General features: G+C 43.3%; 21 protein-coding genes, 1 tRNA gene and 1 pseudogene. 16 read left to right on the forward strand and 7 right to left on the reverse strand.

Annotated features, from left to right (window positions below):
- Window positions 1–58: 58 nt before the first annotated feature.
- The 6 genes and pseudogenes from F6K63_RS01420 to F6K63_RS01445 all read left to right on the forward strand — a co-directional run.
- Window positions 59–457 (forward strand): annotated as a pseudogene (locus tag F6K63_RS01420) (AIR synthase-related protein); the annotation flags it as partial.
- A gap of 1,008 nt (window positions 458–1,465) precedes the next feature.
- Window positions 1,466–2,812, forward strand: coding sequence for a serine hydroxymethyltransferase (gene glyA, locus F6K63_RS01425; protein ID WP_287310466.1), 1,347 nt, complete (start codon window positions 1,466–1,468; stop codon window positions 2,810–2,812).
- Between the two features lie 70 nt (window positions 2,813–2,882).
- Window positions 2,883–3,743: an SAM-dependent methyltransferase gene (locus F6K63_RS01430; RefSeq protein ID WP_287310468.1), complete on the forward strand. Its 861-nt coding sequence runs from the start codon at window positions 2,883–2,885 to the stop codon at window positions 3,741–3,743.
- A 224-nt stretch (window positions 3,744–3,967) separates the two neighbouring features.
- Window positions 3,968–5,302: an aminotransferase class III-fold pyridoxal phosphate-dependent enzyme gene (locus F6K63_RS01435; RefSeq protein ID WP_287310470.1), complete on the forward strand. Its 1,335-nt coding sequence runs from the start codon at window positions 3,968–3,970 to the stop codon at window positions 5,300–5,302.
- Window positions 5,303–5,349: 47 nt separating this feature from the next.
- On the forward strand, window positions 5,350–6,201 hold the full coding sequence (locus F6K63_RS01440; RefSeq protein WP_287310472.1) for an NAD(P)-dependent oxidoreductase: 852 nt from the start codon (window positions 5,350–5,352) through the stop codon (window positions 6,199–6,201).
- 16 nt (window positions 6,202–6,217) lie between these two features.
- Window positions 6,218–7,402 (forward strand): TauD/TfdA family dioxygenase, encoded by a 1,185-nt coding sequence (locus F6K63_RS01445; protein ID WP_287310474.1) that lies wholly within the window; start codon window positions 6,218–6,220, stop codon window positions 7,400–7,402.
- On the opposite strand, the gene F6K63_RS01450 is transcribed toward F6K63_RS01445, so the two are convergent.
- Entirely contained in the window at window positions 7,386–8,030 is a 645-nt protein-coding gene (locus tag F6K63_RS01450; RefSeq protein WP_008184324.1) for an L-threonylcarbamoyladenylate synthase, read from the reverse strand. The two genes, F6K63_RS01445 and F6K63_RS01450, sit on opposite strands and share 17 nt — an antisense overlap.
- Before the next feature lie 98 nt (window positions 8,031–8,128).
- Between F6K63_RS01450 and folK the strand changes: the two genes are divergently transcribed.
- The 5 genes from folK (at window position 8,129) to F6K63_RS01475 (ending at window position 10,979) form a co-directional block, all read left to right on the forward strand.
- Complete coding sequence (folK, locus tag F6K63_RS01455; protein WP_008184322.1) at window positions 8,129–8,641, forward strand: 2-amino-4-hydroxy-6-hydroxymethyldihydropteridine diphosphokinase; 513 nt, start codon at window positions 8,129–8,131, stop codon at window positions 8,639–8,641.
- 192 nt (window positions 8,642–8,833) lie between these two features.
- Complete coding sequence (gene tmpR, locus F6K63_RS01460; RefSeq protein ID WP_008184320.1) at window positions 8,834–9,565, forward strand: bifunctional dihydropteridine reductase/dihydrofolate reductase TmpR; 732 nt, start codon at window positions 8,834–8,836, stop codon at window positions 9,563–9,565.
- Window positions 9,566–9,654: 89 nt separating this feature from the next.
- Window positions 9,655–10,035: a dihydropteroate synthase gene (locus F6K63_RS01465; protein WP_287310476.1), complete on the forward strand. Its 381-nt coding sequence runs from the start codon at window positions 9,655–9,657 to the stop codon at window positions 10,033–10,035.
- Complete coding sequence (locus F6K63_RS01470) at window positions 10,023–10,697, forward strand: dihydropteroate synthase (RefSeq protein ID WP_287310478.1); 675 nt, start codon at window positions 10,023–10,025, stop codon at window positions 10,695–10,697. Before F6K63_RS01465 ends, F6K63_RS01470 begins: the two co-directional genes overlap by 13 nt.
- Before the next feature lie 102 nt (window positions 10,698–10,799).
- A complete protein-coding gene (locus tag F6K63_RS01475) occupies window positions 10,800–10,979 on the forward strand; it encodes a hypothetical protein (protein ID WP_287247995.1) in 180 nt (59 codons plus the stop codon).
- A 12-nt stretch (window positions 10,980–10,991) separates the two neighbouring features.
- Here F6K63_RS01475 and F6K63_RS01480 read toward each other — a convergent pair whose 3' ends face one another.
- From F6K63_RS01480 to F6K63_RS01490, 3 genes are all read right to left on the reverse strand, one after another.
- The gene (locus F6K63_RS01480; protein WP_044493200.1) at window positions 10,992–11,423 is read right to left on the reverse strand and encodes an NUDIX domain-containing protein; all 432 of its coding nucleotides are present in this window, start codon (window positions 11,421–11,423) and stop codon (window positions 10,992–10,994) included.
- 409 nt (window positions 11,424–11,832) lie between these two features.
- Window positions 11,833–11,904: transfer RNA gene (locus F6K63_RS01485), tRNA-Asn, on the reverse strand.
- 203 nt (window positions 11,905–12,107) lie between these two features.
- Window positions 12,108–14,279, reverse strand: a complete 2,172-nt coding sequence (locus F6K63_RS01490; protein WP_287310480.1) for a serine/threonine-protein kinase — start codon at window positions 14,277–14,279, stop codon at window positions 12,108–12,110.
- Window positions 14,280–14,696: 417 nt separating this feature from the next.
- On the opposite strand from F6K63_RS01490, the gene F6K63_RS01495 reads away from it, so the two are divergent.
- Window positions 14,697–15,965 carry a serine/threonine-protein kinase gene (locus tag F6K63_RS01495; RefSeq protein ID WP_008184304.1) on the forward strand — a complete coding sequence of 423 codons (1,269 nt, stop codon included), beginning with the start codon at window positions 14,697–14,699 and terminating at the stop codon, window positions 15,963–15,965.
- A gap of 154 nt (window positions 15,966–16,119) precedes the next feature.
- Here the strand turns inward: F6K63_RS01495 and F6K63_RS01500 are convergent, their stop codons facing one another.
- The gene (locus F6K63_RS01500) at window positions 16,120–17,463 is read right to left on the reverse strand and encodes a lamin tail domain-containing protein (RefSeq protein ID WP_008184302.1); all 1,344 of its coding nucleotides are present in this window, start codon (window positions 17,461–17,463) and stop codon (window positions 16,120–16,122) included.
- A 1,032-nt stretch (window positions 17,464–18,495) separates the two neighbouring features.
- Here F6K63_RS01500 and F6K63_RS01505 point away from each other — a divergent pair.
- Window positions 18,496–18,912 carry a helix-turn-helix domain-containing protein gene (locus F6K63_RS01505; RefSeq protein ID WP_008177630.1) on the forward strand — a complete coding sequence of 139 codons (417 nt, stop codon included), beginning with the start codon at window positions 18,496–18,498 and terminating at the stop codon, window positions 18,910–18,912.
- Between the two features lie 478 nt (window positions 18,913–19,390).
- Here the strand turns inward: F6K63_RS01505 and F6K63_RS01510 are convergent, their stop codons facing one another.
- A complete protein-coding gene (locus F6K63_RS01510) occupies window positions 19,391–19,666 on the reverse strand; it encodes an HNH endonuclease (protein ID WP_008177627.1) in 276 nt (91 codons plus the stop codon).
- Window positions 19,667–19,862: 196 nt separating this feature from the next.
- Between F6K63_RS01510 and F6K63_RS01515 the strand changes: the two genes are divergently transcribed.
- The 3 genes from F6K63_RS01515 to F6K63_RS01525 all read left to right on the forward strand — a co-directional run bounded on the left by F6K63_RS01515 (window position 19,863) and on the right by F6K63_RS01525 (window position 23,478).
- Complete coding sequence (locus tag F6K63_RS01515; RefSeq protein WP_008177625.1) at window positions 19,863–20,774, forward strand: sialate O-acetylesterase; 912 nt, start codon at window positions 19,863–19,865, stop codon at window positions 20,772–20,774.
- 48 nt (window positions 20,775–20,822) lie between these two features.
- Entirely contained in the window at window positions 20,823–21,734 is a 912-nt protein-coding gene (locus tag F6K63_RS01520) for a sialate O-acetylesterase (RefSeq protein WP_008177623.1), read from the forward strand.
- A gap of 61 nt (window positions 21,735–21,795) precedes the next feature.
- Entirely contained in the window at window positions 21,796–23,478 is a 1,683-nt protein-coding gene (locus F6K63_RS01525; RefSeq protein WP_008177620.1) for a trypsin-like peptidase domain-containing protein, read from the forward strand.
- Window positions 23,479–23,877: 399 nt separating this feature from the next.
- Here the strand turns inward: F6K63_RS01525 and F6K63_RS01530 are convergent, their stop codons facing one another.
- Window positions 23,878–25,440: a pentapeptide repeat-containing protein gene (locus F6K63_RS01530; protein ID WP_008177617.1), complete on the reverse strand. Its 1,563-nt coding sequence runs from the start codon at window positions 25,438–25,440 to the stop codon at window positions 23,878–23,880.
- Window positions 25,441–25,453: the final 13 nt, after the last annotated feature.

Genomic DNA, 25,453 nt, shown 5'->3' on the forward strand with positions numbered 1-25,453 from the left:
GGCAGTGGAATCGATGTTACTATCCAATCAAACCAGTGCCCAAGTCTTTCGTGAATGTGGCGCAACAGCTTGTACTGATATTACTGGATTTGGACTGTTAGGGCATCTCCTGGAAATGGTTAACGCCTCAAACGTCAGCGTGGAATTAGAGTTAGCAGCGATTCCGATTTTACCAGGAGCAATAGAAACTGTGCAAGCAGGAATAACTAGTTCTATTCTCCCTAAAAATTTCCGTTCGTCTATCTACATCAAGAATTCATTAGAGGTTAGTCATTTAGCTAACTACCAGTTGTTATTTGACCCTCAAACCTCTGGCGGACTCCTAGCATATATTCCAGCCGAAAAAGCTGATCAATGTATTAATAAGTTAAAAACTTTCGGTCATAAACAAAGCTGCTTAATTGGTCGGGTCATCTCAGCTCCAGAAGCTATGTCGAGAGCGATTATTATTATATAGGAGTTCTCACCCATTAGAGCTAAACATAGGGTATCCACCAGCTATCCTCACTTAGTCATGGTATTTCTGTACTGACAGACTACGCCATCAAAGCTTTACTATTTCTTAAACGTCCTCTAATACCGAGTTGCATTCAAAGAGAGTAGATTGGTTTGATAGGAAAATTGGCAGATTGGCAGATTAGCGGAACAAAAAGTTGTAGATTTGACCACAACTTAGTATTAACCGATGGGGATTATTTCAATTTGTTAATAAATTAACAAATTGAACTCAAATAAATATAAATTTATCAGTTTATTTCAAGTTTACCGGTCATATTGCTGGTAATATATAGTATTTGCTTGCTAATAAATCAACCATTTATCTTGCTGAAGCATGATAGTAGTGCTCGCAAACCAGAAAGGGGGTGTTGGCAAAACAATGGTTACCATCTGACCCAAAAATTGGCTCTTGCACACTTTTGGCCAAACTTCCGCGCACCCCATAGGGGTTCCTGGGGGATATCTAAGAAATTTAACACTATTTTTAGATGATGCTCATTTCATCAGCAAATCCGGGAGAAGCAACATCCAGCGGAGCTCTTCGAGGTGGCTAATATTGCTAAGAAATGTAATGCTATTGTTCGAACATGCTCATGTTATGAGAAAATCGAATAGATGCAGCTGACCGTAGTGATTTCTGATGTTCTATGATCATCAACAGGATAATTACAAGCTACTACTACAACATCTATTACCGGATTTTTTTGTGTTAAGCTAATCACTGGCAATCTAAATTCACAACACAATGAATTAACAAAATTCGTTCAAACCAAGTCCCATAAAGCGGTTTCCCTAATTTTTAACTATCCGACCGAAAAAAAACATAGCCATTACCAGCGATCGCTAAATTAACGGCAAGCTTCAATAGTCAGTTGAAGCAAAAGTATTCATTGCTAGGTTATTGGATTGATAATTTTTTTGTCAACAGAGGAAATCCGAGATTAAGAATAGTTTAAGGAGAAAAAAATTGACTGTTTCCCAAGACAAAACGCAACTGAACAACCATGGTTTAGGTTTAAATTCCGTAGATCCAGAGGTCTTTGCGATTATTGAGCGGGAAAACCAAAGGCAAAAAGACAATATTGAATTAATTGCGTCAGCTAACTTCGTTAGTCGCGCTGTGCTAGAAGCCACTGGCTCGATTTTGACCAATAAGGTGGCTGAAGGATATCCAGGTCGTCGCTACTTTAGCGGCTGTGAGAATATTGACGAGTTGGAAAACTTAGCAATTGACCGTGCTAAGGAATTATTTGGAGCCGCTCACGCCAATCTTGAACCCTACACAGGGTCTCAAGCCAATCATGCAGTTTATCTGACTGTCCTGAAACCGGGCGATCGCATCTTAGGGATGGATCTCGGTCATGGAGGACATCTGAGCCATGGTGCGAAATTTACCATGACAGGTAAGATCTACGATTGTCATTTTTACCAAGTTGATCGAGATACTGAGCGTTTGGACTACGATCGGATTCTCGCCCAAGCTCAAGATATTCGTCCCAAACTGATTATTGCGGGTGCGAGTTCCTATCCCCGCATCATTGATTTCCAACGCTTTCGGGAGATTGCTGATCAAGTCGGAGCCTATTTATTGGCTGATATTGCCCACATCTCAGGATTAGTTGCAGCCGGATTACATCCTTCTCCCGTTCCCCATGCTCATTTCGTCACCACCAGCACCCAGAAAACCATGCGTGGACCCCGTAGTGGCATGATCTTGCTGGGGCAACATTCCGCACCAGAATTTGCTCGCAAGATTGATAGTGCAGTCTTTCCTGGGGTACAAGGCGCTGTACATGTCCATGCGATCGCTGCAAAAGCTGTAATGCTCAAAGAAGCCATGTCTGACAGCTTTGCTGCCTATCAACGTCAAAACCTCGAAAATTCCAGGATATTAGCAGAAGATTTGAAGTCAAGGGGATTCCGCCTGGTTTCTGGCGGTACGGATAACCATCTGATGCTTCTCGATCTCACTGAGAAAGGTATCACCGGTAAAGAAGCCGAAGATCGCTTAGCTAGCGTCAGGATTACTGTCAACAAAAACTTGCTTCCCTACGATTCCCAGAAGCCTAACGTCTGTAGCGGTATCCGGGTAGGAACATCCGCAATCACAACCCGGGGATTTAGTTCTGAGGAAATCCATTGCATTGCCGAACTAATAGATAAAATGCTGAGCAGCGAACCGACAGTTAATACCATTGCAAAGGTTAAAGATGAAGTCAGTCGGTTATGTCGCCTTCATCCCCACATCGATTCGATTTATGAGCAAGATGGGGACAGGTTTGCCCTCGAATCCCAATACCAACTTCAAAATTAATTCTCAATCCAGGGTTTCTCTGAATTTCCTGCACATCAAACTCTGAAAACATCAGCTATAGATCCATATCATGACCACAACAACAGCAAACTCTGAACAAGCCACAGAACGCGCCAGAGTACATTACAACAGTGAAAATGCTCGTAATTTGTATGAAATTGCCATTGGCAGCGACACCTTAAATTTAGGGATGTACGAGGACGATCCAGACCGTCCCATTGCAGAAGGTATGGCCAAAACCACTGAGTGGATGGGAGAACAAGTCCAGAACATCAATCCCGATTTCCGGGTGCTTGACCTGGGTTCTGGATATGGGCCAGCCGCACGGCATTTAGCTGGCAAATATGGCTGTCATGTCACCTGTCTCAACATTAGCGAGGAGCAAAATCAGGAAAATGAGCGACGCAATCGTGAACAGGGTCTTGACAATCTGATTGACATTGTGTATGGCAATTTTAAAGACATTCCTTTTGAGGATGGCAGTTTTGACCTAGTTTGGTCTCAGGATGCCCTGTTCCACTCTGACGGGCAAGATCGCGTCCTAGAAGAAGCCTATCGGGTACTCAAACCAGGTGGACAGTTAATGTTCATGGATATTCTGCAAGCAGATGATTGTGTAGATGGAGCCTTAAAGGATTCACTTGAACGGCTTAATATTCTTCACGAGCGTTTGGGTTCTTTCCATTCCTATACCAGTAAAGCCGAAAGCCTGGGTTTTGATACTATCAACGTGATCGACAAATCCTATCAGTTGCTGGTTCATTACACTAAATTGAGGGATTCGGTAATTGCCCATTACGACGAACTCAGCCAAAAATGTACCCCAGAATTTTTAGAATCTTCTAAGAATGGCTTATGTCAATGGGTTGAATCTGCCCAGCAAGGTCTGTTTACTTGGGGCTTATTTCATTATCGCCGTCCTAATGCCTAGTTATAGCACTGTTGTCAGGTAATAGGTAATAAGTAATAGGTAATAGGTAATGGGTAATGGGTAATTGCTAATTTTATCCACACTTAATTACTTATTACTTATTCCTTGTCTACCTTACCCTGTACTCAAAACCTAGAGCCAACTTGTTGGAGTTACGCCCAATAAATTATTAGGCGTTTTTCAATAGGTAATGATAAGTGTTGCAAAATAGAAAGATTCAAGTAATGAACCCACAAGAAATTGTTAAAACCCATCGCGACCACGTCTTTTTTTCCTGGGTACCTCAGAAAAACATCCAAAATCCCATCGTTATGGATCGTGCTGAAGGTGTGTACTTCTGGGATAAAGATGGCAAACGCTACCTGGATTTTTCCAGTCAGTACGTCAACATGAATATTGGCCACAGCCACCCCAAGGTGATTGCAGCCATAAAAGACCAAGCCGATAAGCTTGTATTCGCCCATCCCGGTACTGCTACGGAAATTCGTGCCGCAACAGCGGCTAAGTTAGCAGAAATCACACCAGGGGATCTGACCAAGACTTTCTTTACCCTGAGTGGGGCTGAAGCCATTGAAAATGCCATCAAAATAGCACGACTGTACACGGGTAGGCATAAAATTGTCACCCGATATCGCAGTTATCATGGCGCTACCCTCGGTGCAGCGATCGCAGGAGGGGACCCCAGACGCTTGGCTCACGAACCGACTATTAGCGGGATTGTTCGGGTTCACGACCCCTATGCTTACCGTTGCCCTTTTGGCTACGCACCAGAAGGAAATCCCCAAGTTTACATCGATCACGTGATTCAAACCATTGAGTTTGAGGGGCCAGAAAACGTGGCAGCAATCCTGATGGAAACTATTACTGGTTTCAATGGTGTTATTATTCCCCCCGATGGCTACTGGCAAGCCCTACGGGAATATGCTGATCAGCACGGCATCTTGCTGATTTGCGACGAAGTTATTGCAGGCTTTGGTCGCACTGGGAAAATGTTTGCGATCGAGCATTATGGGGTGGTTCCCGATATTATGGCAATGGCTAAGGGACTGACCTGTGGGTATGTTCCCATGGGTGCAGTGATAGTACGGCAGCATATCGCTGATCACTTTGAAACCAACCCCTTCGTCTGTGGGCTAACATTCAGCGGTAATCCCATTGGTTGCGCTACAGCCCTGGCGACCATGAAGGTTTATGAAGAAGAAAATCTGGTGGAAAACAGCCGGATTATGGGCGATCGCATGGCAGAAAAATTACAGGAAATGAAGGCAAAACATCCATCAGTGGGGGATGTCCGTAGTTTGGGACTGTATGGATTGATTGAGTGCGTCAAGAACCGAGAAACAAGGGAACCTTTAGCTCCTTGGAATGCTAAACCCCACGAAATGGTAGTGATGGGTAAAATGGCTGCTCGGCTTCGGGAGTTGGGTTTGCACGGTCTGATGCGTTGGAATTGGGTGTTTATGTCTCCCCCACTTTGTATTAATGAAGAGCAGCTTGAAGAAGGGTTTGCCATCATTGATGATGCCTTGAAAATTGCTGATGAAGCCTACGAGGGCTAATCAGCGGTTAATCATACCATCGATAGTTTAAATAGGAGAAAGTTCCCATGCAAATTGGATTTATTGGTCTGGGTAATATGGGCAGTGGTATGGTTGCCAATCTGCTCAAGAAAGGATTTGATGTTTCGGTGTACGACATCCAACCGGACAAAGCAGAAGCCTTAATCGCAGCGGGAGCAAGTTGGCGCAATTCCATCCCAGAGGTAGCAGGTGATGCAGATGTCGTCATGACCAGTCTTCCGGGACCAACACAGTTGGAAGCGGTGATGTTAGGGGATGCTGGAGTTATTGCCCATGCCCGCCCTGGAGCGATTTGGCTGGATACTGGAACCAATTCCGTAGAAATTATGAACAAGATTTCTGCCCTTGCATCCGAACGAGAAATTGATTCCATTGCAGCCCCTGTTTCTGGAGGCGCACCAGCAGCTCAGAAAGGAACAATGTCAATGTATGTGGGGGGAAATGAAGCAACGTTTGACAAAATCAAAGGGATATTGGAAGCGATTGGTTCCCAAATTTATTATGTGGGGCCACTTCCCCATGCCATCCTTTCCAAATTGCTGATTAATTATCTTTGCTTCATCAATACTAAAGCCCTAGGAGAAGTCCTGTCTTTAGGACAAGAAGCAGGAATTGATCCCAAACAACTCACGAACATGATTCAAGCAGGTTCGGGTAGTAGCTGGGTCGCCGAAAAATTGCTTCCCTCTATATTAGAAGGTAATCCTGGTCCAGCATTTACGTTGAACTTAGCTCACAAGGATGCCTGTTTAGTTAATGAACTCAATCAAACCTTTAAAACCTCTCTAGAATTTTCAGAACGTCTATGTGAGGTCTTACAACAGGCTTGTACAACTTATGGTGGGGATAAAAGTTTTACTCGGATGATGGACTTGTAGTAGCAAGAAGAAAGCGATGAGTTATAGTAACTTGGCGATTGACCTTTCCCAACAATATCAAATCTCCAAAGTCCAACAAGACCACAGAAAAATGTTCGTTGATTGGGGCGACGGTCATCAAAGTACTTTTCACTATATTTGGCTTCGGGATAACTGTTATTGCTCTGGTTGTGGGGATCCCAAACATGGCGAAAAGCGTTTTCGGCTCGTTGATGTTCCCTTAGATATAAAACCCCTGTCAGTTCGTTGGGATAGTAGCAACGCACTGGAAATAGTATGGAAACCGGACGGTCACAAAAGCATCTATAATGCTCAGTGGTTGCGACAGCACTGCTATTCTGCTACCGAGAGAGAGCATCGTCAGCATCGACCTATTCTTTGGGATAGCAATATTGTTACTAACCTGCCCCAGATTGCCTATGAAGAAGTCCAAACTGCAGATTCAGGTCGCTTACAACTACTAAAACACCTGAGGGATTACGGAATTTGCTTTGTGCGAAACGTGCCTCCTCAAAGGATCGAACTCGAATCCTTCGCCCAGTCATTTGGGCCTTTATTGGAAACCAATTACGGACGTGTGTTCGAGATTGTTGTAGACCCAGAGGAAAGCCAGAAAAGTGTTGCTAACTCCCAAATTAACCTCATACCCCACACAGATGATGCCTATCAATATGCACCACCGGGAATTATTTTTTTCCACTGTTTAATGGCGAACAACGATGGTAGCGGTCAGTCTACCTTTGTGGATGGTTTCCAAATAGCAGAGGTGCTACGTCAGGAGGATTCAGAGGCGTTCGAGCTATTGTGCCGTTACGAAGTTACCTTCCGAAAATATTATAGCGATCGCATTGATATGCGGTTCAGCAGTCCAGTTTTTTGCCTCGATAGTGGTGGTAATTTGAAGGAAGTTCGGATTAGCAATTTATTTCCTGCTCCCTTGGACTTACCAGAGGAGATTATCGAGCCATTTTATGCCGCATACAGAAAGCTAATGCAGCTCTATACCCATCCGAAATACTGCCTCAAACAAGGTCTACAACCAGGAGATCTGGTGATGTTTGACAACCACCGTATCCTACACGGACGCAATGCAATCGGAATACAAAACCAGCGCCGCCATTTGCGCTACTGTTCAGTAGACCGGGATTATTTCCAAAGCTGGCGACGGCTTCTTGAGAAAAATCTCAGCTTTCAGGGATAGGTTGCAAATCAGGAATGGCTTGGCGGAGTTTCGAGAAAGACCAGGCACCCTCGCGCAATAGCTGAGCCGGTGACCCTGTAAAATCAACCAGGGTAGAAGGTTGTTGTTCGGGGTTTGGCCCTCCATCCAGAACCAGTGGAACTCGCTCTCCCAATTGTGCAGCTACTTCAGGGGCTGTTTTCTGAGTCTCCATCCCTGAAACGTTAGCACTGGTTACCGCTAGGGGAGCCCCAACCTGACGCACCAATTCCAAACAAAGGGGATGGTTAGGGATTCGGACTGCTACTGTGTCTTTACCTGATGTCACAAATGGTGGCACAATGTCAGTCTTGGGGAAGATGCCAGACATTGCCCCCGGCCAAATTTTACGGAGTGACTCGATGGTACTTTCAGGAATTTCTTGAGTCACTTGTTGCAGTTGTTCAAAACTGGCGACATAAATGATCAGGGGTTTATCTGGCGATCGCGATTTCACCTCGAAGATCTTTTTAATACCTGATTCCTTAGCAATGCTGGCTCCAATGCCATAAATAGTATCGGTTGAGAAAACCACTACATCGCCCTTTTTGAGCAAATCAACTGCTTTATTTCGTGCCGCTTGATCATCAGCAGGTAAAATCTCTGTCATAGGATCTTCAAATTTTTGTCGAGCTATTGAATGTTTCTATGGTATTATAAAATATTGTACAAGATTAGCTTGCCACAAATTCTTCTTTGAGGAGCTGTATGGTATCTAATCCCGAAATATTATCAACTACGAAAAGTACCCTTAGCGCGATCGCACTAGGTAGTAACCTCGGTGATTCTCAAGCCACATTAGAAGCTGCTCTGATCGAACTCGATCAAACTCCAGGCATTACTGTCAAAACCCGCTCCAGTTGGTACAAAACTAAACCTATTGGACCTGTGCAACCAGATTATATCAATGGTTGCGCCCTAGTGGACACACAACTAAGTCCCCAAAAGTTGCTAGAGACTATGCTAGAAACAGAGCAAAAGTTTGGTAGAGTTCGTGTGGAACATTGGGGAGCAAGAACCTTAGATTTGGATTTAATCTTGTTTGGTAACCTGATTCTAGATACTCCTGATATAACAATACCTCACCCACGCATGAGAGAGAGAGCCTTTGTGTTAGTGCCGTTGGCCGAAATTGCTCCTGATTGGGTAGAACCAGTCTGGGGAATGAAAGTATCCCAACTTCTCGAAAGGTTAGATATTTACGGAGTTACTCGGTATTAATTTTTAGGATATCAAATCCGGTTGATAGACTATAATAACAACCGAAAAAAATAAGGCAAGGCAACCTAACCTAATGCCGATGAATGATAGTCTATAGATTTGTATATAGATTTGGTTTAAAACCAATACAAAAACAATGCTGATGGAGTAAATCAAGCAGTATAAACTGAAAAACAATGGTGAACAAAGACAATGCTGAAAAAAGCTTTAGTGACCGGATCAGCAGTGGGAATTGGAAAAGCGATCGCTATTGATTTAGCTAGTAAGGGATTTGATGTTGCATTTCACTATAACCGCAGTGAACAAGCAGCCAAGCAAGCTTCTCAGGAAGCAGCGACTCACGGAGTAAAAGGGATCGCCCTACAAGCAGATATCACCAAACCTGATCAAGCCAAGTCGTTGGTAGAAAATGCAGCAGCACAACTAGGGGGTTTATCGGTAGTTGTTAATAATGTGGGCAACTATTTGAGTAAACCTACTAGCCAAATCTCAGTAGAAGAGTGGCATTCTGTAATTGATTCCAACCTCAATACTACTTTTTATGTCACTGGAGCCGCAATTCCCTACCTGAAGTCCGCAGGTTGGGGTCGCATTGTTAATATTGGTGCTGCCAGTGCCCATAATGTCACTGCCCGTGGTACTAATACAGCTTATATGATCGCTAAAACTGGCATCATTATTTATACTAAGTCCCTTGCTAAAGAGCTAATTACAGATAAGATTACTGCCAACGTGGTATCTCCAGGAATAGCAGAGAATTCCTTTGAATACGATGATGATTGGCAGGATGCTATGCCTAAATTACCAGCAAAACGCCCTGCTACATTGTCAGAAATAGCCCATGCTGCTTGGTTTTTTATCAGTCCTGAGGCTGATTACATCACAGGACAAGTAGTAGAAGTTTCTGGCGGCTGGAGTTTATAGTATTACCAAGCGATGCAGCGCGGTCTTGGGGGTTTCCCCCATGAGCGACTGCATCAAGAGAAGATAAAAACATTTTTAATAGGATAAACATGCTTACTATAGAACATCTATACGAAATTAATGAACAGTATAAGGATTCCTTAAACGTAAAAGTTGAAGAATTTACCATTGGCAACAAACATTTGAATTTTAATTATCAAAAAGCTATCTTAGGAGTAGTTAATCTTTCTAGTGATTCTTGGTACAGGGAAAGTGTCTGTTTAAGTTCAGAACAAGCGATTCGTCGTGGCATAATGTTAACAGCCCAAGGAGCGGATTTTGTAGATATTGGTGCTGAATCTACTTTGCCCCATGCTGAGAGGATATCTGAAAAGTTGTTTGATACTGAATTTTGCCCCCCTATCCCCCCAATTCTGGGGGGAAAAAGAATTTATTTGCTGGTAAAAGTCCCCCAAAATTGGGGGATTTAGGGGGCTTTGATGTAGCAAATGAGACTTCTCAGACAACCTCTGAGAGAGTAGAAGATGTGAGGCAACAAAGTAAAATTTTGCCTGTGCTGGAAGCCCTCCATCAAGAAGGTGTATTAACTTCTATTGAAACCTATTATCCTCAAGTGGCTAGGGAATGTTTAAAAGTTGGAGCAAATATCATCAATTTAACTGGTTCCCAAGACAATCAGGAAATTTATAAACAGGTATCCGAGTTCGATGCTGGGGTTATCATTTGTTACGTTCAAGGAAAAAACGTCAGAGAAGTTGATGACTTTAATTTTGGCAACGACCCAACCGACTTAATGTATGATTATTTTGCCAAGAAAATTGAAATAGCTACTCAACTTGGTGTTAGGAAAATTTTTGTTGATGCCGGGTTAGGTTTTTACTACAAAAATCTCGAAGATAGCGCCCTACGCATCCGTTTTAAAATGAAAACCTTTTTAAATACTTTTCGTCTTCGGAAATTAGGGTTTCCCGTGTGTCATGCCCTCCCCCATGCTTTTGAATGTTTTGGAGAAGAATTCAGAAGTGCTGAACCTTTTTTTGCAGTGCTAGCAGCATTAGGAAAAACCGATTTGTTTAGAACTCATGAAGTTCCTAAGATTAAAGCGGTTTTAGATACTCTTAGTTTATTTTAAATATTGGTTTTTATGTAACATTTTTTTTAATTTATTTGATTTTTAATTGTTAAAATATTACTATATTATATAATATATAATATATAGAAATTCTCTTCACGAGTGAGCTACAAATTTCCGGGTTTTAGGAAACAGCGGATCACCGGAACAGCGGATCGGGTAGCTAAGGCCGTGAGCCACGCTTTAGGCTTTGCCGACGCTGCGCGTTCGCGTTTGGCCGTAGGCCAAACGCGAACGGAGCAGGGCATAGGTAATAAGAAAAAAAATCTCTGTACCTCATAGCTATGAGAAAAGTTATATATCATAGTGATTATAAATTTTATTTTCCAGATACTCCTCAATTAACAGGCGAGTGTAGCTATTGAGAGGATACTCCAGAGCTTTTTGGGGAGTCACCCATACCCATTGCTCAATTTCTTCGTTGGGAGTGATGGTTTCCCTGGCAGAAAAGGCATAGTAATTAACCATGATGAAATGGGCTTCTCGCACAAACTGTGAGTCCAACACTGCTTCCTGTAGCAACCCAAAGCGTACCTGAGTTAAATCTAGACCAACTTCTTCCCGAAACTCTCTGAGCAGTGCCTCTTCGAGGGTTTCACCCCATTCTACTTTACCTCCTGGTACACCCCATTGACCCCGCCATTTAGTGGTTTTCACAATCAAAATTCGTCCACTTGTAGTTAAGGCAAGTGCCCCTACCGTAGTCAAAGGAAACTGCCCCTGCACAGATAGCCCTCCATTTATGATTTTCTTTGGAATCCCATTGCTTAGCTTGTTTTGTCGAATTTTTTGTTCACAGACCTACTTGGCATAGGTGAGCGCAGTTTTCAATCTTTAAGGATCACCATCTGATATCACCAATCACTAATCGTGATTTCTGGGCTAGTGGCCAGTAAATCACGATTATGTCAATTTCAGGGATCAGGTCGAAGCTATTTCCTGTATAAAACTTGATTGTCCCAATAATCTACCATGCCCAAACGCGCTTATCGTCCGGTTGAGCAACAATGAACCACCCCTTAGTGAAAAATCTTGTATCCACTGGCAAGGCATTTCAGGGGAAGTCTGATACGCTAACTCTCTAGACCTTGAATAACTTCCAGGCTATCAGGAGGTGTTATATTGAAAATTTAAACTCCCCAGGCAAGATTCGAACTTGCGACCAATCGGTTAACAGCCGACCGCTCTACCGCTGAGCTACTGAGGATTGCCAAACAATTGCTCTTCACATCTACTGATTATAATCATAAAGTACAAAGTCTGGCAAGTACTTTCGCAAATTTTTTTGAAATCACTGTTGTGTCGGGAGTTTTGAGTACAGGTTACAGTCAACAATAAATAGTTAACAATAATCAGTCCAGTAAATATAAGCCAGTCGGTAGTCAACAGTCAGTAGTCAGCAATAATATCCTAATGGTTGACTTCTTGCCACTGTAACCCATGCTTGAGTGGGGAACGGCTTGATTCAACGTTGACGTTGAGCAACGGTTTTTGGTTAACCCCTGATTGCCTTTGTTTTTCTAACACTGCTCTAGCTAATGCAGCTTGTCGTTCCACTTCTTCCTTTAAATGCTGCTTACGGGAATACTCAGCTATCTTGATTCTCGCTTTCTGGTAGGTGGGGGTTTCTTTAGGGATTTGAGACAAATACACTAGCGCTTTAATAAAGTTACCCTGTCCTCCTTGTTCATAGGCTTCTTGTAACAAGTACTCTGCTCGAATCTGTTGCTTTTGCTGATATTCCTTCAGCTTTGGTTGGACTTTAGCACCGGTGCGGGTTTCTGGATGGATTTGTTCGAGTAGTGCGATCGCATTGGTAAACTCTTGGGCTAATGCTTGTTTGTAGGCTTGCTTTAATAACCCTTGGGCTTCTGCCTCAAGGCGAGGTTTTGCCTTCTTGACTAATGGCTCCATCTTCTTTTGCCAAAAGCCAATTGAGGGCATTTTATCGTATCCCTCAAGCACATCTGACCATCTTCCTTGATCAAAGGCTTGCTCTGTAGCCTTAAACAGAGCTTCAGCACTTTGCCATTGTTGCTGCCACTGTTGAACCGTATTTAGGGATTGTTCATAGATCAGGCTATCGCTAGGAATCGATTCTGCTAGTGCGATCGCTTCCTCCAAATCACCGGCTTGATAGTGTTTGATTGCCTTTTGTAGAATATCAAATTCAGAACGAGACGCAGAAGCATTCAGTAAAGCATAAAGTCCGATTAAAATGGCTATAGCATTGGAGCTTGCTGCTCCCACTCCGATTCCTTTCAGTAAAGGTGGCAATTTTGGCCAGCTATACAGGGCGAATTCACGGACATACACTTTCCAATCTAATGGCGGCTCATCAGTGCTAAGTGCTAAGTTATTATTAAGATTTTTTGATTCTTTAGTGTTATTTATTGATTCGTTATTACTACTTTTTGATTCTTGAATAATAAATTTTGATTCGTTATTACTACTTTTTGAGTGTTTTTCCAGGAGTGTTTTCTGCTCATTTTTGACTCCTGAGTCAGACAATGGCGTTGCCTGTTTTAATTGTTGTGAGCTAGACTCCCTAGTCAGTGCTGAGTGTTCAATGGTAACCATTGAGTCAGACTGAGTATCTAGCACGTTTAATTCAAGAGTGTCATTGTCACTAAACTTGATACTGAGTGGTGAGTGCTCCGTTATCAGTTCTGAGTCAGACTTAGCAATAGATACTTTTAACTCAGGACTTTGAGTACACATCAGTGTCTTAAGTACGATTAAGGCATCAGTTGCTGACTGATAGCGTGCTTCGCTGTTGTAAGACACCATATGGTTGAGTACAAACGCCATTTTATCGCTAACCGATACATGTTTTCGCCAATCAATCTCACCAGTCTCAGGGTCAGCCAATTGCATTGGGGTCATGCCTGTGAGGGCGTGAATCGCAATCATTCCTAGGGAATAAATGTCACTGTTAGGAAAGGATTGACCAGCAAGTTGCTCTGGGGGTATGTAGGCGAAGGGACGAATTGTGCTGGATGGATCAGACGATGGGATCTTGGTCAGATGGAGTTTGATTGACTTTGAATTAATCAGCTCAGCAGCACCAAAGTCAATCAAAACTAGCCTACGGTCTGACCCTCGTCTGATTAGGTTATTGGGTTTGAGGTCCCTATGAATTATCCCTTGGCGGTGAATAAATTCTAGGATGCCTAAAACATCTTGTAATAGTTCAATGCACTGGTTTTCCCTAAAGCGTTTATTACTGTTTTGGCTGATCGGCAGTTCAGTACTAAGAGTTTCTCCGATAATTAACTTTTGAACTAAGTAAAATCCGTGGTGATCTTCAAAATAATCAACTAGACGAGGAATTTGGTTATGGCTACCCAGTTTGATCAAGGTTTGAGCTTCATTGAGCCAGAGACGCTTAAGAAATTGCCATTTTTGAGGATCATCGCTTTTGGGCTGAAGATACTTAATCACATAGCGGGGATGGCCCTGTTGTCTGGTATCCTCTGCGATATAGGTTTTGCCAAATGCCCCAGCACTTAGAGATTCAATGATTTTATAACGCCCATTTAGGAGCTTTCCCCATAGGGAATGATTTGGATTAATTTTCAAAGAATTTTTTCCTACCAGAATCACTTCTATTTAGTTTTTTTCAAGAAACCAACAGTGTTTCCGGAATTAGTGGTTTACAGAAGTAATTGGATTTGCTGTAGTGTCACCCGGTAGGAAATCGGATGTAAGCAATCAGCTATATTAAATCAGCTATATTAAATCATATATATTAAATCAGCTATCAGTGATCAGCCATTGTAATGATCGGCCTTACTCCCGTTGCGGGATGATCTGACAATTGTTGACAACCCCAAAGCTTCCACTCTTCACCCCTCTCCCCCCTCCCGATTTTGTCCTCATTTGCTACAACAGAAAGCAACTGGGTATAAAAACTATATGCCAGGATAGATATTAGATGTGTGTTCTTCGGTGGTCATCATATCCGCTTCTCAAACATGGAAAGTTGAAATTAGCACTATGAGCAAGGATCTAGACTTTAGCCCCCAGGGCTATGAAATTAAACAAGAGTTAGGACAAAATCACGCTGGGGGTAGAGTCACCTACCTGGCGACACAACTGGAGACTCAGCAAAATGTTGTGATTAAGCAGTTGCAGTTTTCCCAATTAGGCACTAGCTGGGCAGAATATGACACTTATGAACGAGAAATTAAACTCCTGCAGCAGCTCAATCATCCTAGCATTCCTCGCTATATCGATTCTTTTGACACTCCCACTGGATTTTGCTTAGTCCAAGAATATAAACCAGCACCTTCCCTCGCGGAAGATTACCACTGGACACCAGAAGAAGTTAAGCAAATTGCGATCGCTGTTTTGGAAGTCTTGGTTTACTTGCAACGGCGGCAACCTCCTGTGATTCATCGAGATATTAAACCAGAAAATATTTTGGTTGATAGACAGGGCAACTTGAAGGTGTATCTAGTAGATTTCGGTTTTGCCCGGATAGCAGGTGGGGATGTGACGCTTAGTAGCGTTGTTAAAGGTAGTGTAGGGTTTATGCCACCAGAGCAGATGTTTAATCGGCAATTGACCAAAGCATCTGATCTGTATAGCTTAGGGACAACCCTGATTTGCTTGCTGACAGGGACAAAATCTAGCGAAATCAACACCTTAGTTGATGATAATTATCGGATTAATTTCAAACCACTGTTGCCCAAGTTAAATCCTCAGTTTATTCATTGGCTCGACAAAATGGTGGCACCTAACCTCAAACATCGCTATCCCGATGCAGCAACTGCCCTAAAAGCCCTGAAGCCGATTGATGTAGTGAATGATGTCACTCCTCTAAAAACACTGTTGCGGGCTATACAACCAACAAAGGCAGTAGTAAAACTTGCCACCCTCAGCCTTGTGGCTGCTTCTTCATCGGCTATAACCTATGCCTGGCTCACCAGTCCAGCCAGACAGTTGCTAAGCAGTGGAGAATGCCCAGGCTGCAATCTCCCAAATATCAACCTACAGGATAAGAACCTCAAGCAAGCTAAGCTGGAGGGGGCGAATCTTAGTGGTGCCGACCTAGAGGGGGCTAACCTGTGGAGAGCTAACCTTAGGGGGGCTAACCTGTGGGGAGCTAACCTAGAGGGGGCTAACCTAAACGGTGCTCGCTTGCATGGTGCTAACCTGGGCGGGGCTAACCTCAAGGACGCTAACTTTGACATCAGGAGGGCTAAGCGCCAGGGCATTAACCTCAAGGGCGCAACTATGCCTGATGGCTCTGTACATAAGTAGTCCGATCCTGTCTGGTTGAATACTTATCATTCTGGGTTTTTCGTCAATTGAAAATCGATAATTGAAATTGAAATTGAAAATTAACAATTAACAATTAACAATTAACAATTATCGATGAACCTAAATAGTAAGTGATTAACCTGACTCGAGATGACTAATTAAATTGAAAGATGTGACCAGAACGAGCACGAGAGTATTTAACTGTTGCTATCTGGTTGGAGGAGCGATCGCGTACTGTGATCAATCCTGATTTATTGCTCAACTGCATTGAGGATTGAGTTAAACGGGTGATTGGGAAGCGCTTAACTTCTAAGGGCTGAAGAATCCCACTCAGGAGTTGGGGACGACCTAGTTTATCTGCCATCTCCCAGCCAGTGAGGTCAATGGCTTCACTGGTCACATTCTTCAACTCAACCCATTCGCTTCCGCCTTCATCGGAGCCTTCTGGATTAGGTAATGCGGCTACGATTATCACAGCACCATCATTCTTGATGATATCATCTACTGGCACAACTACTGGACGATCCATATCCGGTTCTTTTGTGCCATCCTTGCTCAGGAAGATGGGAAAGAAGGAACGAATAAACTCGCCACGGCTACCATTGGGATTGGTACTGCGGTAGAGGACTAAATCGTAAGTGGCATCATTGATAGTAATTCGACGCTTGTCACGAATTTTGCCATAGATACTTTCATAATAGGCAACGGTTGCGATCGCGATTTCACATTCAGGGCTTGGTCCAACAAAAAATCCCCCTTTCTTCTTGAACAATTTAGCAATAACATTGCCTCCCATATCAGTCACGTTTTGGTTCATTTGTAACGTGACAACGTTGGGATTATTCGGTCCTTCATTCCCTCGTAAGTCATACTTGTAGCCGAGAAAATTTACTCGCTGATTTTTTTCATCTAGGTAGAATTTTACCCATGAATGGTAACCAGAAATGGTGCCAAGAGTTTCTCGTTTATCTCCAGAGCGGATATTGTATTTTCCTTCCCCAACAAATACATGCTCAAAGCCAGAAGCGAAGTGAGTTGATTTGCCCTTGTAGTAATTGGTGTAGTGTTCAAACCAGATTCGCTGTAGCTTGATTCTAAATTGCTGCTCCGAAAGATTTTCACCTAACTCTTCGTTAATATAGTTTCGGGCAAGTTGGATCGGTTTGGTAGAGAGAATCAGAGAAATAAAATCTAATTGCTCATGTTCTTCTTCCTCAGGAGTAAATTCTGGGTCAAGAGAGCGGATGGCGTAGTTATCTAAGAGTTTAATGAAACTGCTATAGGTGCGGGTTTCATCGAACAATTTGTCTTCATTAACTTTATAGAATAAGGGTCGGGTAGCTAAGTCGATTTCACGTTGACCGCTAGCTTTGACCTGCTCATCTAATAGAATGTCAGCAGTTTCGTCTTCCCATTCTCCGGAGCTAGTGCGAGTGCTAACCGAGAATTGGTTTTCGTCACTTTCCCAAATTTGTTGATAAATATTGGTTTCGCTCATGTCTCTATTTTTTAAGTCAAATGATCTAAAGGTTGTTGAGGATATCTATGCCAAGTTGAATGATTGACGGTCAACGGTCAACGGTCAATAAATCTATCCTAGGCTCACTATTTTCAGGAGACAGTACCCTTGAGGGTACTTTTTTCTTGCTCCTGCGGGGTAGTTTCAAATCTGATTTGTAATTATACTCAAATCTTGCACCATTATCAATAAGCTTGGTTCATGTCGGGTGGGCAGTGCACCAGACAGATAATCAAGCTTGCAAAGCGCTTTGGTAGGCACTGCCCACCCTTGGTTCATGTCGGGTGGGCAGTGCACCAGACAGATAATCAAGCTTGCAAAGCGCTTTGGTAGGCACTGCCCACCCTACTGCTTGGTTCATGTCGGGTGGGCAGTGCACCAGACAGATAATCAAGCTTGCAAAGCGCTTTGGTAGGCACTGCCCACCCTACTGCTTGGTTCATGTCGGGTGGGCAGTGCACCAGACAGATAATCAAGCTTGCAAAGCGCTTTGGTAGGCACTGCCCACCCTACTGCCCACTACGATTAATGACTGAAGCAGGGGGTAGTTTCAAATCTGATTTGTAGTTATACCAATTCTGTAAATTACAGCTAGAGATCAATTTCGTCTCCCCATTTCCCCCATCTCCCCGCGCCCGATCCTGATTGAGATGGCGACAATGCAATAGTTTTACAACACCTACACCACCGATTAAACTCGCTTAACCCACTACACCCACTCCGGCTACTTTTTGTTACCACAATGCAATAGTTTTACAGCACCCACTAAACCCATTACTCCTATTTAGTCTACTACTCCTATTGCTAGCACTCCACCCATCCTTCCCCCGATACTCCTTAAGATGGCGACAATGCAATAGTTTCAAAGCGCCCACACCACATATTTAGCTCACTTAACCTACTCCACCCACTCCAGCTCCTTGCGACAATGCAATAGTTTTTCTAATCCCTTGAATCTTCTCCAAAATGTGGTTATAATAATAGTATCGTTAAAGCAATGGTTATTGCCTCATGATGATTTCTACCGCACAAGCCGCTGAATTACTGGGTGTTTCTGCCACTCGGGTTCGTTTCCTTCTGGGCAAGGGCAGAGTCAAAGGAGCGTATAAGGTGGGTAGAACTTGGGTGATTCCTCTGTTTGATGGCATGCCAGTGGTCACCCCTGGCACTCGTGGACCAAAGCGGAATTGGTCAAAGCGTACAAATTACACGAAGGCTGTGATCCACGTTAATCAGAAAGTCATTCGCCAAAATCACAACACCGGGGAACGCAATCCAGTGATTACGGTAAAACGAGGCTCTAAAAACATTTACGGTCATACGGTAGAAGTCAATGGCCCTTGTCGGGTGATGTATCGCCCTGATAATCCGTTACATTGTGGCGCAAGGGTGTGGATTGAGACTATCTCGGATTTTCAAGTTATCTGAGCCAAGACTTTCACGGGGTGACAAGCAGCTTGAAAGCATGAACCAGCGAGGTTTGAATCACATCGACCAAGAGTAAAAAGCGATTTTTTTGATCATTTTCATAAAAATGGCAGGTATAGCATTTTTATTTGAGATGTAAACCTAAGAGGTATTTTTTTATCCAATAAAACTCCGTATATCTTTCCCCTCTTGCCTGCCCCCCTTACTAGATACCGTTGGCGAAATTAATATTTGTTTACACAAGGGTAGCAGATGGGTAACTTTAAGTTCATGCTCCCCCAGAATTGGGGGTTGGGGGGCTATAAAGACTGCTGTCTTCAGGCTGATATTTCTAAATGTTAAATTCGCCAGCAGTATCTTACTAAGGGGGGTTAGGGGGGATTCCTCTTGCCTTTTGCCTTTTTATGGAATACGTGTGTTTACAACCCAGATACAAACGCGCTTATGCGATTGACCTTTGGTCAAGCTACGCGAACGCTTAAGAACGATGAACCCTCACCCGCTTATCAGGCTTTTGCTTTCTGACCCAGGCTAAAAACTTCTGCATCTGAGGGTCATTTTTCAAAGCTTCACAGGTATTCAATTCCAGAGCTAAACGAGTATTTGGGAATAAAGCATGTATTTGTCGATGACAAGCAGGGCAAATAGTAATCGTTGGACCAGGTTTCATCTTTTTTCGCTTAGTGTTTTGTCTAGGAATCAAGTGATGAACTGTCAATCGCTCTACATCTCTTCCACAAAGTTCACAAGTCATTGATAATGATAGCAATTATTAGTTTGGTGAGCTCCAAAGTCTTAGGGAGTAGGGAGTAGGGAGTAGGGAGTAGGGAGTAGGGAGTAGTAAAGTCAGACTAGGGAACTTCGGAATAAGGAAAAAATCCTGTAGACCTCATTACTACGAGAACTGTAAAATCCTAAGTGTTTAACATCTCAAATAAAAATGCTATATCATGAAAGCTTGGTCAATAATTTCCTATCTAGTTATCGGTATACTTATCGGTGCTTTTTTAGGTATTATACTACAAAAGTCTGCTCAAGTAGACCAGTTGTTCAGACGCTACGGTATCCTCAGCACTTCTACCATTAAGGATAATCAAAGCAAACCAGTTCCTGCCAATTTTCAAGGCAATATCTCCTTATTTATTTTGGCAGGACAGTCGAATATGTCAGGAAGTGGTAAGCTGACACCTGCTAGTTCCATTACTCACCCCAGAGTTTTTGTCTTTGGAAACGATTACCGCTGGCATCTAGGCAAAGAACCGATTGATTCACCAAGTGGACAAGTTGATCACGTCTCGGAAGATAAGTCAGCTGGAGTCAGTCCAGGTATAGCATTTGCTACTGAATTGCTCAAATACGATCCTGAGCTGATTGTTGGTTTAATTCCCTGTGCTAAATGGGACACTACTATTCAACAGTGGCAAAAAAATCTAAGTGAAGATACTTTGTATGGCTCTTGCTTAAAGCGAGCCTATGCTGCTTCACCAATGGGAGAAATTCAAGGTTTACTATTCTTTCAGGGAGAAAGTGATGCCCTTAATCCTCAAGCCTACCCAAGTCGAAGATTCTTCCCTAATCAGTGGGCTGATAAATTTGTTAGGTTAGTAAAAGATTTCCGTCAAGACCTAGGGAAACCTGAGTTACCAGTAGTTTTTGCTCAAATTGGCACCACTACTGATCCAGAAAAGCTCCCGAACTGGGAAACCGTGAAAGCGCAACAGGAAACAGTCCAGTTACCAGCTACTGGGATGATTACCACAGATGACTTGGCTTTGCAAGACCATGTCCACTTGACAACGGAAAGTTATTTGATTCTTGGAAAAAGATTTGCTAAAGCGTTTTGGAAACTTACTGATCAGTGACATCATGTTTTGAATTTACTATTCGAGGATTATGGCATCAATTAATTAATGGAAACCTGGACAGTTATTTTCGTTCTAGCTATCGGTCTTTTTCTTGGTATTATTCTCCAGAAGTATTATCCAGTCGGTAAGTTGATCAGACGCTACGGTATTATTAGTCGCTTCTTAGTTAAGCGGAAATCTGAGTCTCGGGAAATCAATGTGATTCCACCAGATTTTCAAGGCAAGATGTCCCTGTTTATTTTGGCAGGACAGTCGAATATGTCCGGAACAGGTAAGCTAACACCTGCTAGTTCCGTTACTCACCCCAACGTTTTTGTCTTTGGAAACGATTACCGCTGGCATCTAGGCAAAGAACCGATTGATTCACCAAGTGGACAAGTTGATAAAGTCTCGGAAGATAAGTCAGCTGGGGTAGGTCCGGGGATGGCGTTTGCTACTGAATTATTGAAATACAATCCTGAGCTAATCATCGGTTTGATTCCTTGTGCCAAGTCTGGCACTGCCATTCAACAGTGGCAAAGAAGCCTGAGTGAGGATACCCTTTATGGCTCTTGCTTAAAGCGAGTAGGTGCTGCTTCTGTGATGGGAGAAATCACCGGTATACTTTTCTTTCAAGGGGAAAAAGATGCTCAAAAGCCTTCTCAAGACGATGAGATAACGTTTTTCCCCAATCAGTGGGCTGATAAATTTGTTACCTTGGTAAAAGATTTCCGTCAAGACTTAGGGAAACCTGAGTTACCAGTAGTTTTTGCTCAAATTGGCACCACTACTGATCCAGAAAAGCTCCCGAACTGGGAAACCGTGAAAGCGCAACAGGAAACAGTCCAGTTACCAGCTACGAGGATGATTACTACAGATGACTTGGCTTTGCAAGACTATGTCCACTTAACAACGGAAAGTTATTTGATTGTTGGAAAACGATTTGCTAAAGCATTTTGGAAACTTGTTCAAAGATAAAAGGGTATATCAAGACAGGGAAAACTAGAGGAGACGTAGCCATTGATTCCGGTCAAGCTTGATGAACATCTTATCTAAAACAGTTCCAGGGTTTTTAGTTCCAGGGTTTTTAATTGGGAGCATCGCCATCATTGCCGCAATTCCCACAGTGGTGATATCAACACCAGCTGCTAAAAATATTGCGCAACAGATTACTGTCCGGATTGATGGCCCAAAACAGGGAGGGAGTGGGATAATTGTTGAACGCCAAGCAAATATATATTATATCCTGACCAGTGCTCATGTGCTACAAAAAGCTGGCATCTACAGGATTCAAACCCCTGATGGCAATCGTTATCCTGTAGACTCCCGCTACATCAGACGGATGCCAGGGGTAGATTTAGCGATCTTACCTTTCACTAGCACCTCTAACTACCCAGTGGCTAGGTTAGGGAATTCCCAGCAAATCAGTGCAGGTCAAAGGGTTTATGTGGCTGGATGGCCCCGTTCTGGAGGTGCTTCTCAACAACGGCGGTTTATTAATAGCGAAGGACTGCTCACGGATGCTAGTTCTAAACTTCCTAGGGGATATGCTCTGAGTTATACCAATTTGGTGAGAATTGGGATGAGTGGTGGACCAGTATTAGACGATCAGGGGCGGGTAATTGGCATTAATGGTATGGTCAGATTAGTGGGCGATTCTGACACAATTGTGGCATCTGGGATTAGCATTGACACCTATTTAACCTGGCGCTCTCAGCTGAAACTGCCAACTCCTGTAAAGACTCCTCAAGTCGGTGTTTCTCCTACAGCTGCGTCTGCCAAGACCGGAACAGTTTTCTACAAGTTGACGAATACTCTCAAAGTAGGGACTGGCTCAGTGAGTTCTGTGGCGATTGGCACCGTTGCTCAAGGGAGATCAATACAAAAATCAGTACAAAAATTGATGGCCGCTAGTGGTCATAGTGATGGCACTATCTCCCTGTGGAATCTGTCCACTGGTCAATTAATTCGTACCTGGCGAGGTCACGGTGGTGCAGTGAATGCTGTGGCGATTAGTCCGGATGGTCAAACTTTAGTCAGTGGCGGTGATGACCGTATGATCAAGACCTGGAATCTTAACACGGGTAAACCTTTAAGTACCCTGACTGGACATCAAGATACAGTGGCGACTTTAGCCTTCAGTGGCGATAGCAAAACCTTAGTTAGTGGTAGCTGGGACAACACTATTAAGATTTGGCAGCTGCCTAAGGGTAAACTGTTGCATACCCTTACCGGACATTTAGGTTCGGTGAATTCTGTTGAAATCTCTCCTGATGGCAAAACCTTAGTCAGTGGTTCTCAAGATACAACTATTCGGCTGTGGAATCTAGCTACAGGTAAGTTAGTGCGTATCTTCAAGGGACATTCTCGATCGGTGTCGTCTGTAGCGATTAGTCTGGATGGGAAGACTTTAGCCAGTGGTGGAGGAGACGGCACGATTCGCTTGTGGAATCTTAACACTGGTAAATTGACTAGGACCTTGACGGGTCACACAGATGGGGTGTGGTCAGTAACGATGACTAGAGATGGAAGCACCCTGATTAGCGGTAGTTGGGATAAGACCATTAAGTTGTGGGATATGAGGAGCGCTCAGTTGAAAAGCACCTTAAATGGTCATTCGGGCTATGTTGTTGCTGTTGCTTTGAGCCAGGATGGTCAAACCCTAGTTAGTGGTGGTTGGGATCAGCAGATTAGAATTTGGAGCAAGCAAATATCTAATTAACCTGAGTTCAAGATAAGCGATTCGGCAAAGCCGACGCTTGGCCGTAGGCCACGCCAAAGGCGAACGCGAACGCACTCCTAAAGCAGTAATTGATAGCAAAGGGAACAGCGGATCTGGGAACAGGGAGCAGGGAGTAGGGAGTAGGGAGTAGGGAACAAAAATTATCACAATTCCTACACGGATTGCTAGATATCTGGTTAAAATTGGGTTCTGTTAATTGATAGGGTTGATCGCACTTATGAAGTAGAGTCTTTTTTGACGCTGATTCCCTTAAAACCCTCTTGACTATTGCCTATTGCCTATTGCCTATTGCCTTAAAAGGATAAGCAATGTCGCTCAAACGTTGCTGATAATTGCTATAAAAAATTGCTATAATAGATTTAGGTGTTGTCTACACCATTAACCGGTCAAATAATCCCAGGCTTTAATAAATTCAACAATTTGGCTCACTGGAGGCAGGGTTGATACTGGTCTTGATGGTGTTGTAGTGTCTTCAGATTGCTCGCTCCAGCTTGATTGATTCATCAGATACTTCCCAAAATCTTGATTAGAATAAATACTTAATGAGTAGTCTCTAGAGTTAGTAATAATTGTCTGAGTCGGAGCAATAAAAAAGTTAGCCGATGATTTAATTTCTGGTGCTAACTTAACGGTTTTAATTGGTTTAATCTGCTCAATAGCTTGGCAAATATTTGTAATTAATTTATTGATTTGCTGTTTGTTTTGATTACTTAAAGTGTATATTGATCGTGAGGGTAGGCTATTTAATAGGGTCACAATATTGCGATGAGTTTGACCTCCATCTTTGAAGGGGACAATGGCCAAGTAAGCGATAATGAATAAGTCAGCGTTGTTGCTCGTAAAGGTAATGGTTGTTCTGCGGACACCCACCTCAATGCTGGGCGGTTGATTGAGGACTTCAGAAACATTGGCTATCTGATTATAAATCGAGGCTAAAGCCAAATTCCCTTTGAGGTCTAATGGTGTATCAACGATAATCTTTACTGTTGGGAGGGTCTCGTTGAAAAAGGTTTTGGCAGCTTCGGAAGACAGATGGATAATTTGACTTTGATCACCATCGGGACTTAAGTCAACCCATTCACAGATCAGTCCTTCGGTTTTGAGACCAAACCGGGAAACAGCATATAGTTTTGCCCCAGTCAGGGTAGCACCAGTCAAATCCGCTCCAATCCAATTGGCTTTAATCAGCCTGGCCTTACTAAGATCAGCGTGTACTAAACTGGTATTAACTAAATTGGCATTGCTCAAATCAGCCCCAACTAAGGTAGCTCCACTTAATTTAGCGTTGCTCAGATCAGCCCAACTGAGGTTTGCTCCACTTAAATCAGCCCAGCGTAGATTTGCCCCACTGAGATCAGCTCCCCTAAAATTGGCACAGGTGAGATTTCCTTGTCTGATTTCAACCCCTTTGAGATTGCTACCACTGAAATCGGCTTTGTGCAGATTTGTTCCGTTTAAGTGCGCTCCCTTCAAATTGGCTTGACTAAGGGTTGCCCCCCCTAGATTGGCTTCATTGAAGGTAGCGCGGCTGAGATTGGCTTGTCTGAGGGTGGCTTCTCGTAAATCAGCACCAGAGAGGTTTGCCCCAGTTAGATTTGCTCCACTTAGGGAACCACGAACCATCTCAGCACGAATCAGTGATGCCTGAATCAGTTGGGCACCTCTTAAATCAGCCCGAATCAAATTTGCGACATTGAGCTTTGCTTGTGTTAACTTGGCTTTATAGAGATTGGCACCACTGAGTCTAGCAATGTTTAAGTTGGCTCGGCGGAGGTTTGTGCCGCTCAAGTTAGCACCACTTAAGTTAGTTATACTCAGGTTAGCTTCACTCAAGTCGGCACCACTAAGAGTAGCGCCGCTTAGGTTCAGTTCCGTAAGATCCGCAGCTGTAAAATCTCTTACCCCTGCTGCATATTGTTGGATAATTTCCCTGACATTCATTACAATCTAACAA

Origin of the sequence: Moorena sp. SIO1G6 (genome assembly GCF_010672795.1) — a bacterium.
Taxonomy (GTDB): Bacteria; Cyanobacteriota; Cyanobacteriia; order Cyanobacteriales; family Coleofasciculaceae; genus Moorena; species Moorena producens.

Bases quoted from the DNA above. Each gene is read 5' to 3' on its own strand.
- F6K63_RS01430 (WP_287310468.1), top strand. From the start codon at position 2,883: ATGACCACAACAACAGCAAACTCTGAACAAGCCACAGAACGCGCCAGA.
- F6K63_RS01435 (WP_287310470.1), top strand. From the start codon at position 3,968: ATGAACCCACAAGAAATTGTTAAAACCCATCGCGACCACGTCTTTTTT.
- F6K63_RS01440 (WP_287310472.1), top strand. From the start codon at position 5,350: ATGCAAATTGGATTTATTGGTCTGGGTAATATGGGCAGTGGTATGGTT.
- F6K63_RS01445 (WP_287310474.1), top strand. From the start codon at position 6,218: ATGAGTTATAGTAACTTGGCGATTGACCTTTCCCAACAATATCAAATC.
- F6K63_RS01450 (WP_008184324.1), bottom strand. From the start codon at position 8,030: ATGACAGAGATTTTACCTGCTGATGATCAAGCGGCACGAAATAAAGCA.
- folK (WP_008184322.1), top strand. From the start codon at position 8,129: ATGGTATCTAATCCCGAAATATTATCAACTACGAAAAGTACCCTTAGC.
- tmpR (WP_008184320.1), top strand. From the start codon at position 8,834: ATGCTGAAAAAAGCTTTAGTGACCGGATCAGCAGTGGGAATTGGAAAA.
- F6K63_RS01465 (WP_287310476.1), top strand. From the start codon at position 9,655: ATGCTTACTATAGAACATCTATACGAAATTAATGAACAGTATAAGGAT.
- F6K63_RS01495 (WP_008184304.1), top strand. From the start codon at position 14,697: ATGAGCAAGGATCTAGACTTTAGCCCCCAGGGCTATGAAATTAAACAA.
- F6K63_RS01500 (WP_008184302.1), bottom strand. From the start codon at position 17,463: ATGAGCGAAACCAATATTTATCAACAAATTTGGGAAAGTGACGAAAAC.
- F6K63_RS01505 (WP_008177630.1), top strand. From the start codon at position 18,496: ATGATGATTTCTACCGCACAAGCCGCTGAATTACTGGGTGTTTCTGCC.
- F6K63_RS01510 (WP_008177627.1), bottom strand. From the start codon at position 19,666: ATGACTTGTGAACTTTGTGGAAGAGATGTAGAGCGATTGACAGTTCAT.
- F6K63_RS01515 (WP_008177625.1), top strand. From the start codon at position 19,863: ATGAAAGCTTGGTCAATAATTTCCTATCTAGTTATCGGTATACTTATC.
- F6K63_RS01520 (WP_008177623.1), top strand. From the start codon at position 20,823: ATGGAAACCTGGACAGTTATTTTCGTTCTAGCTATCGGTCTTTTTCTT.
- F6K63_RS01525 (WP_008177620.1), top strand. From the start codon at position 21,796: ATGAACATCTTATCTAAAACAGTTCCAGGGTTTTTAGTTCCAGGGTTT.
- F6K63_RS01530 (WP_008177617.1), bottom strand. From the start codon at position 25,440: ATGAATGTCAGGGAAATTATCCAACAATATGCAGCAGGGGTAAGAGAT.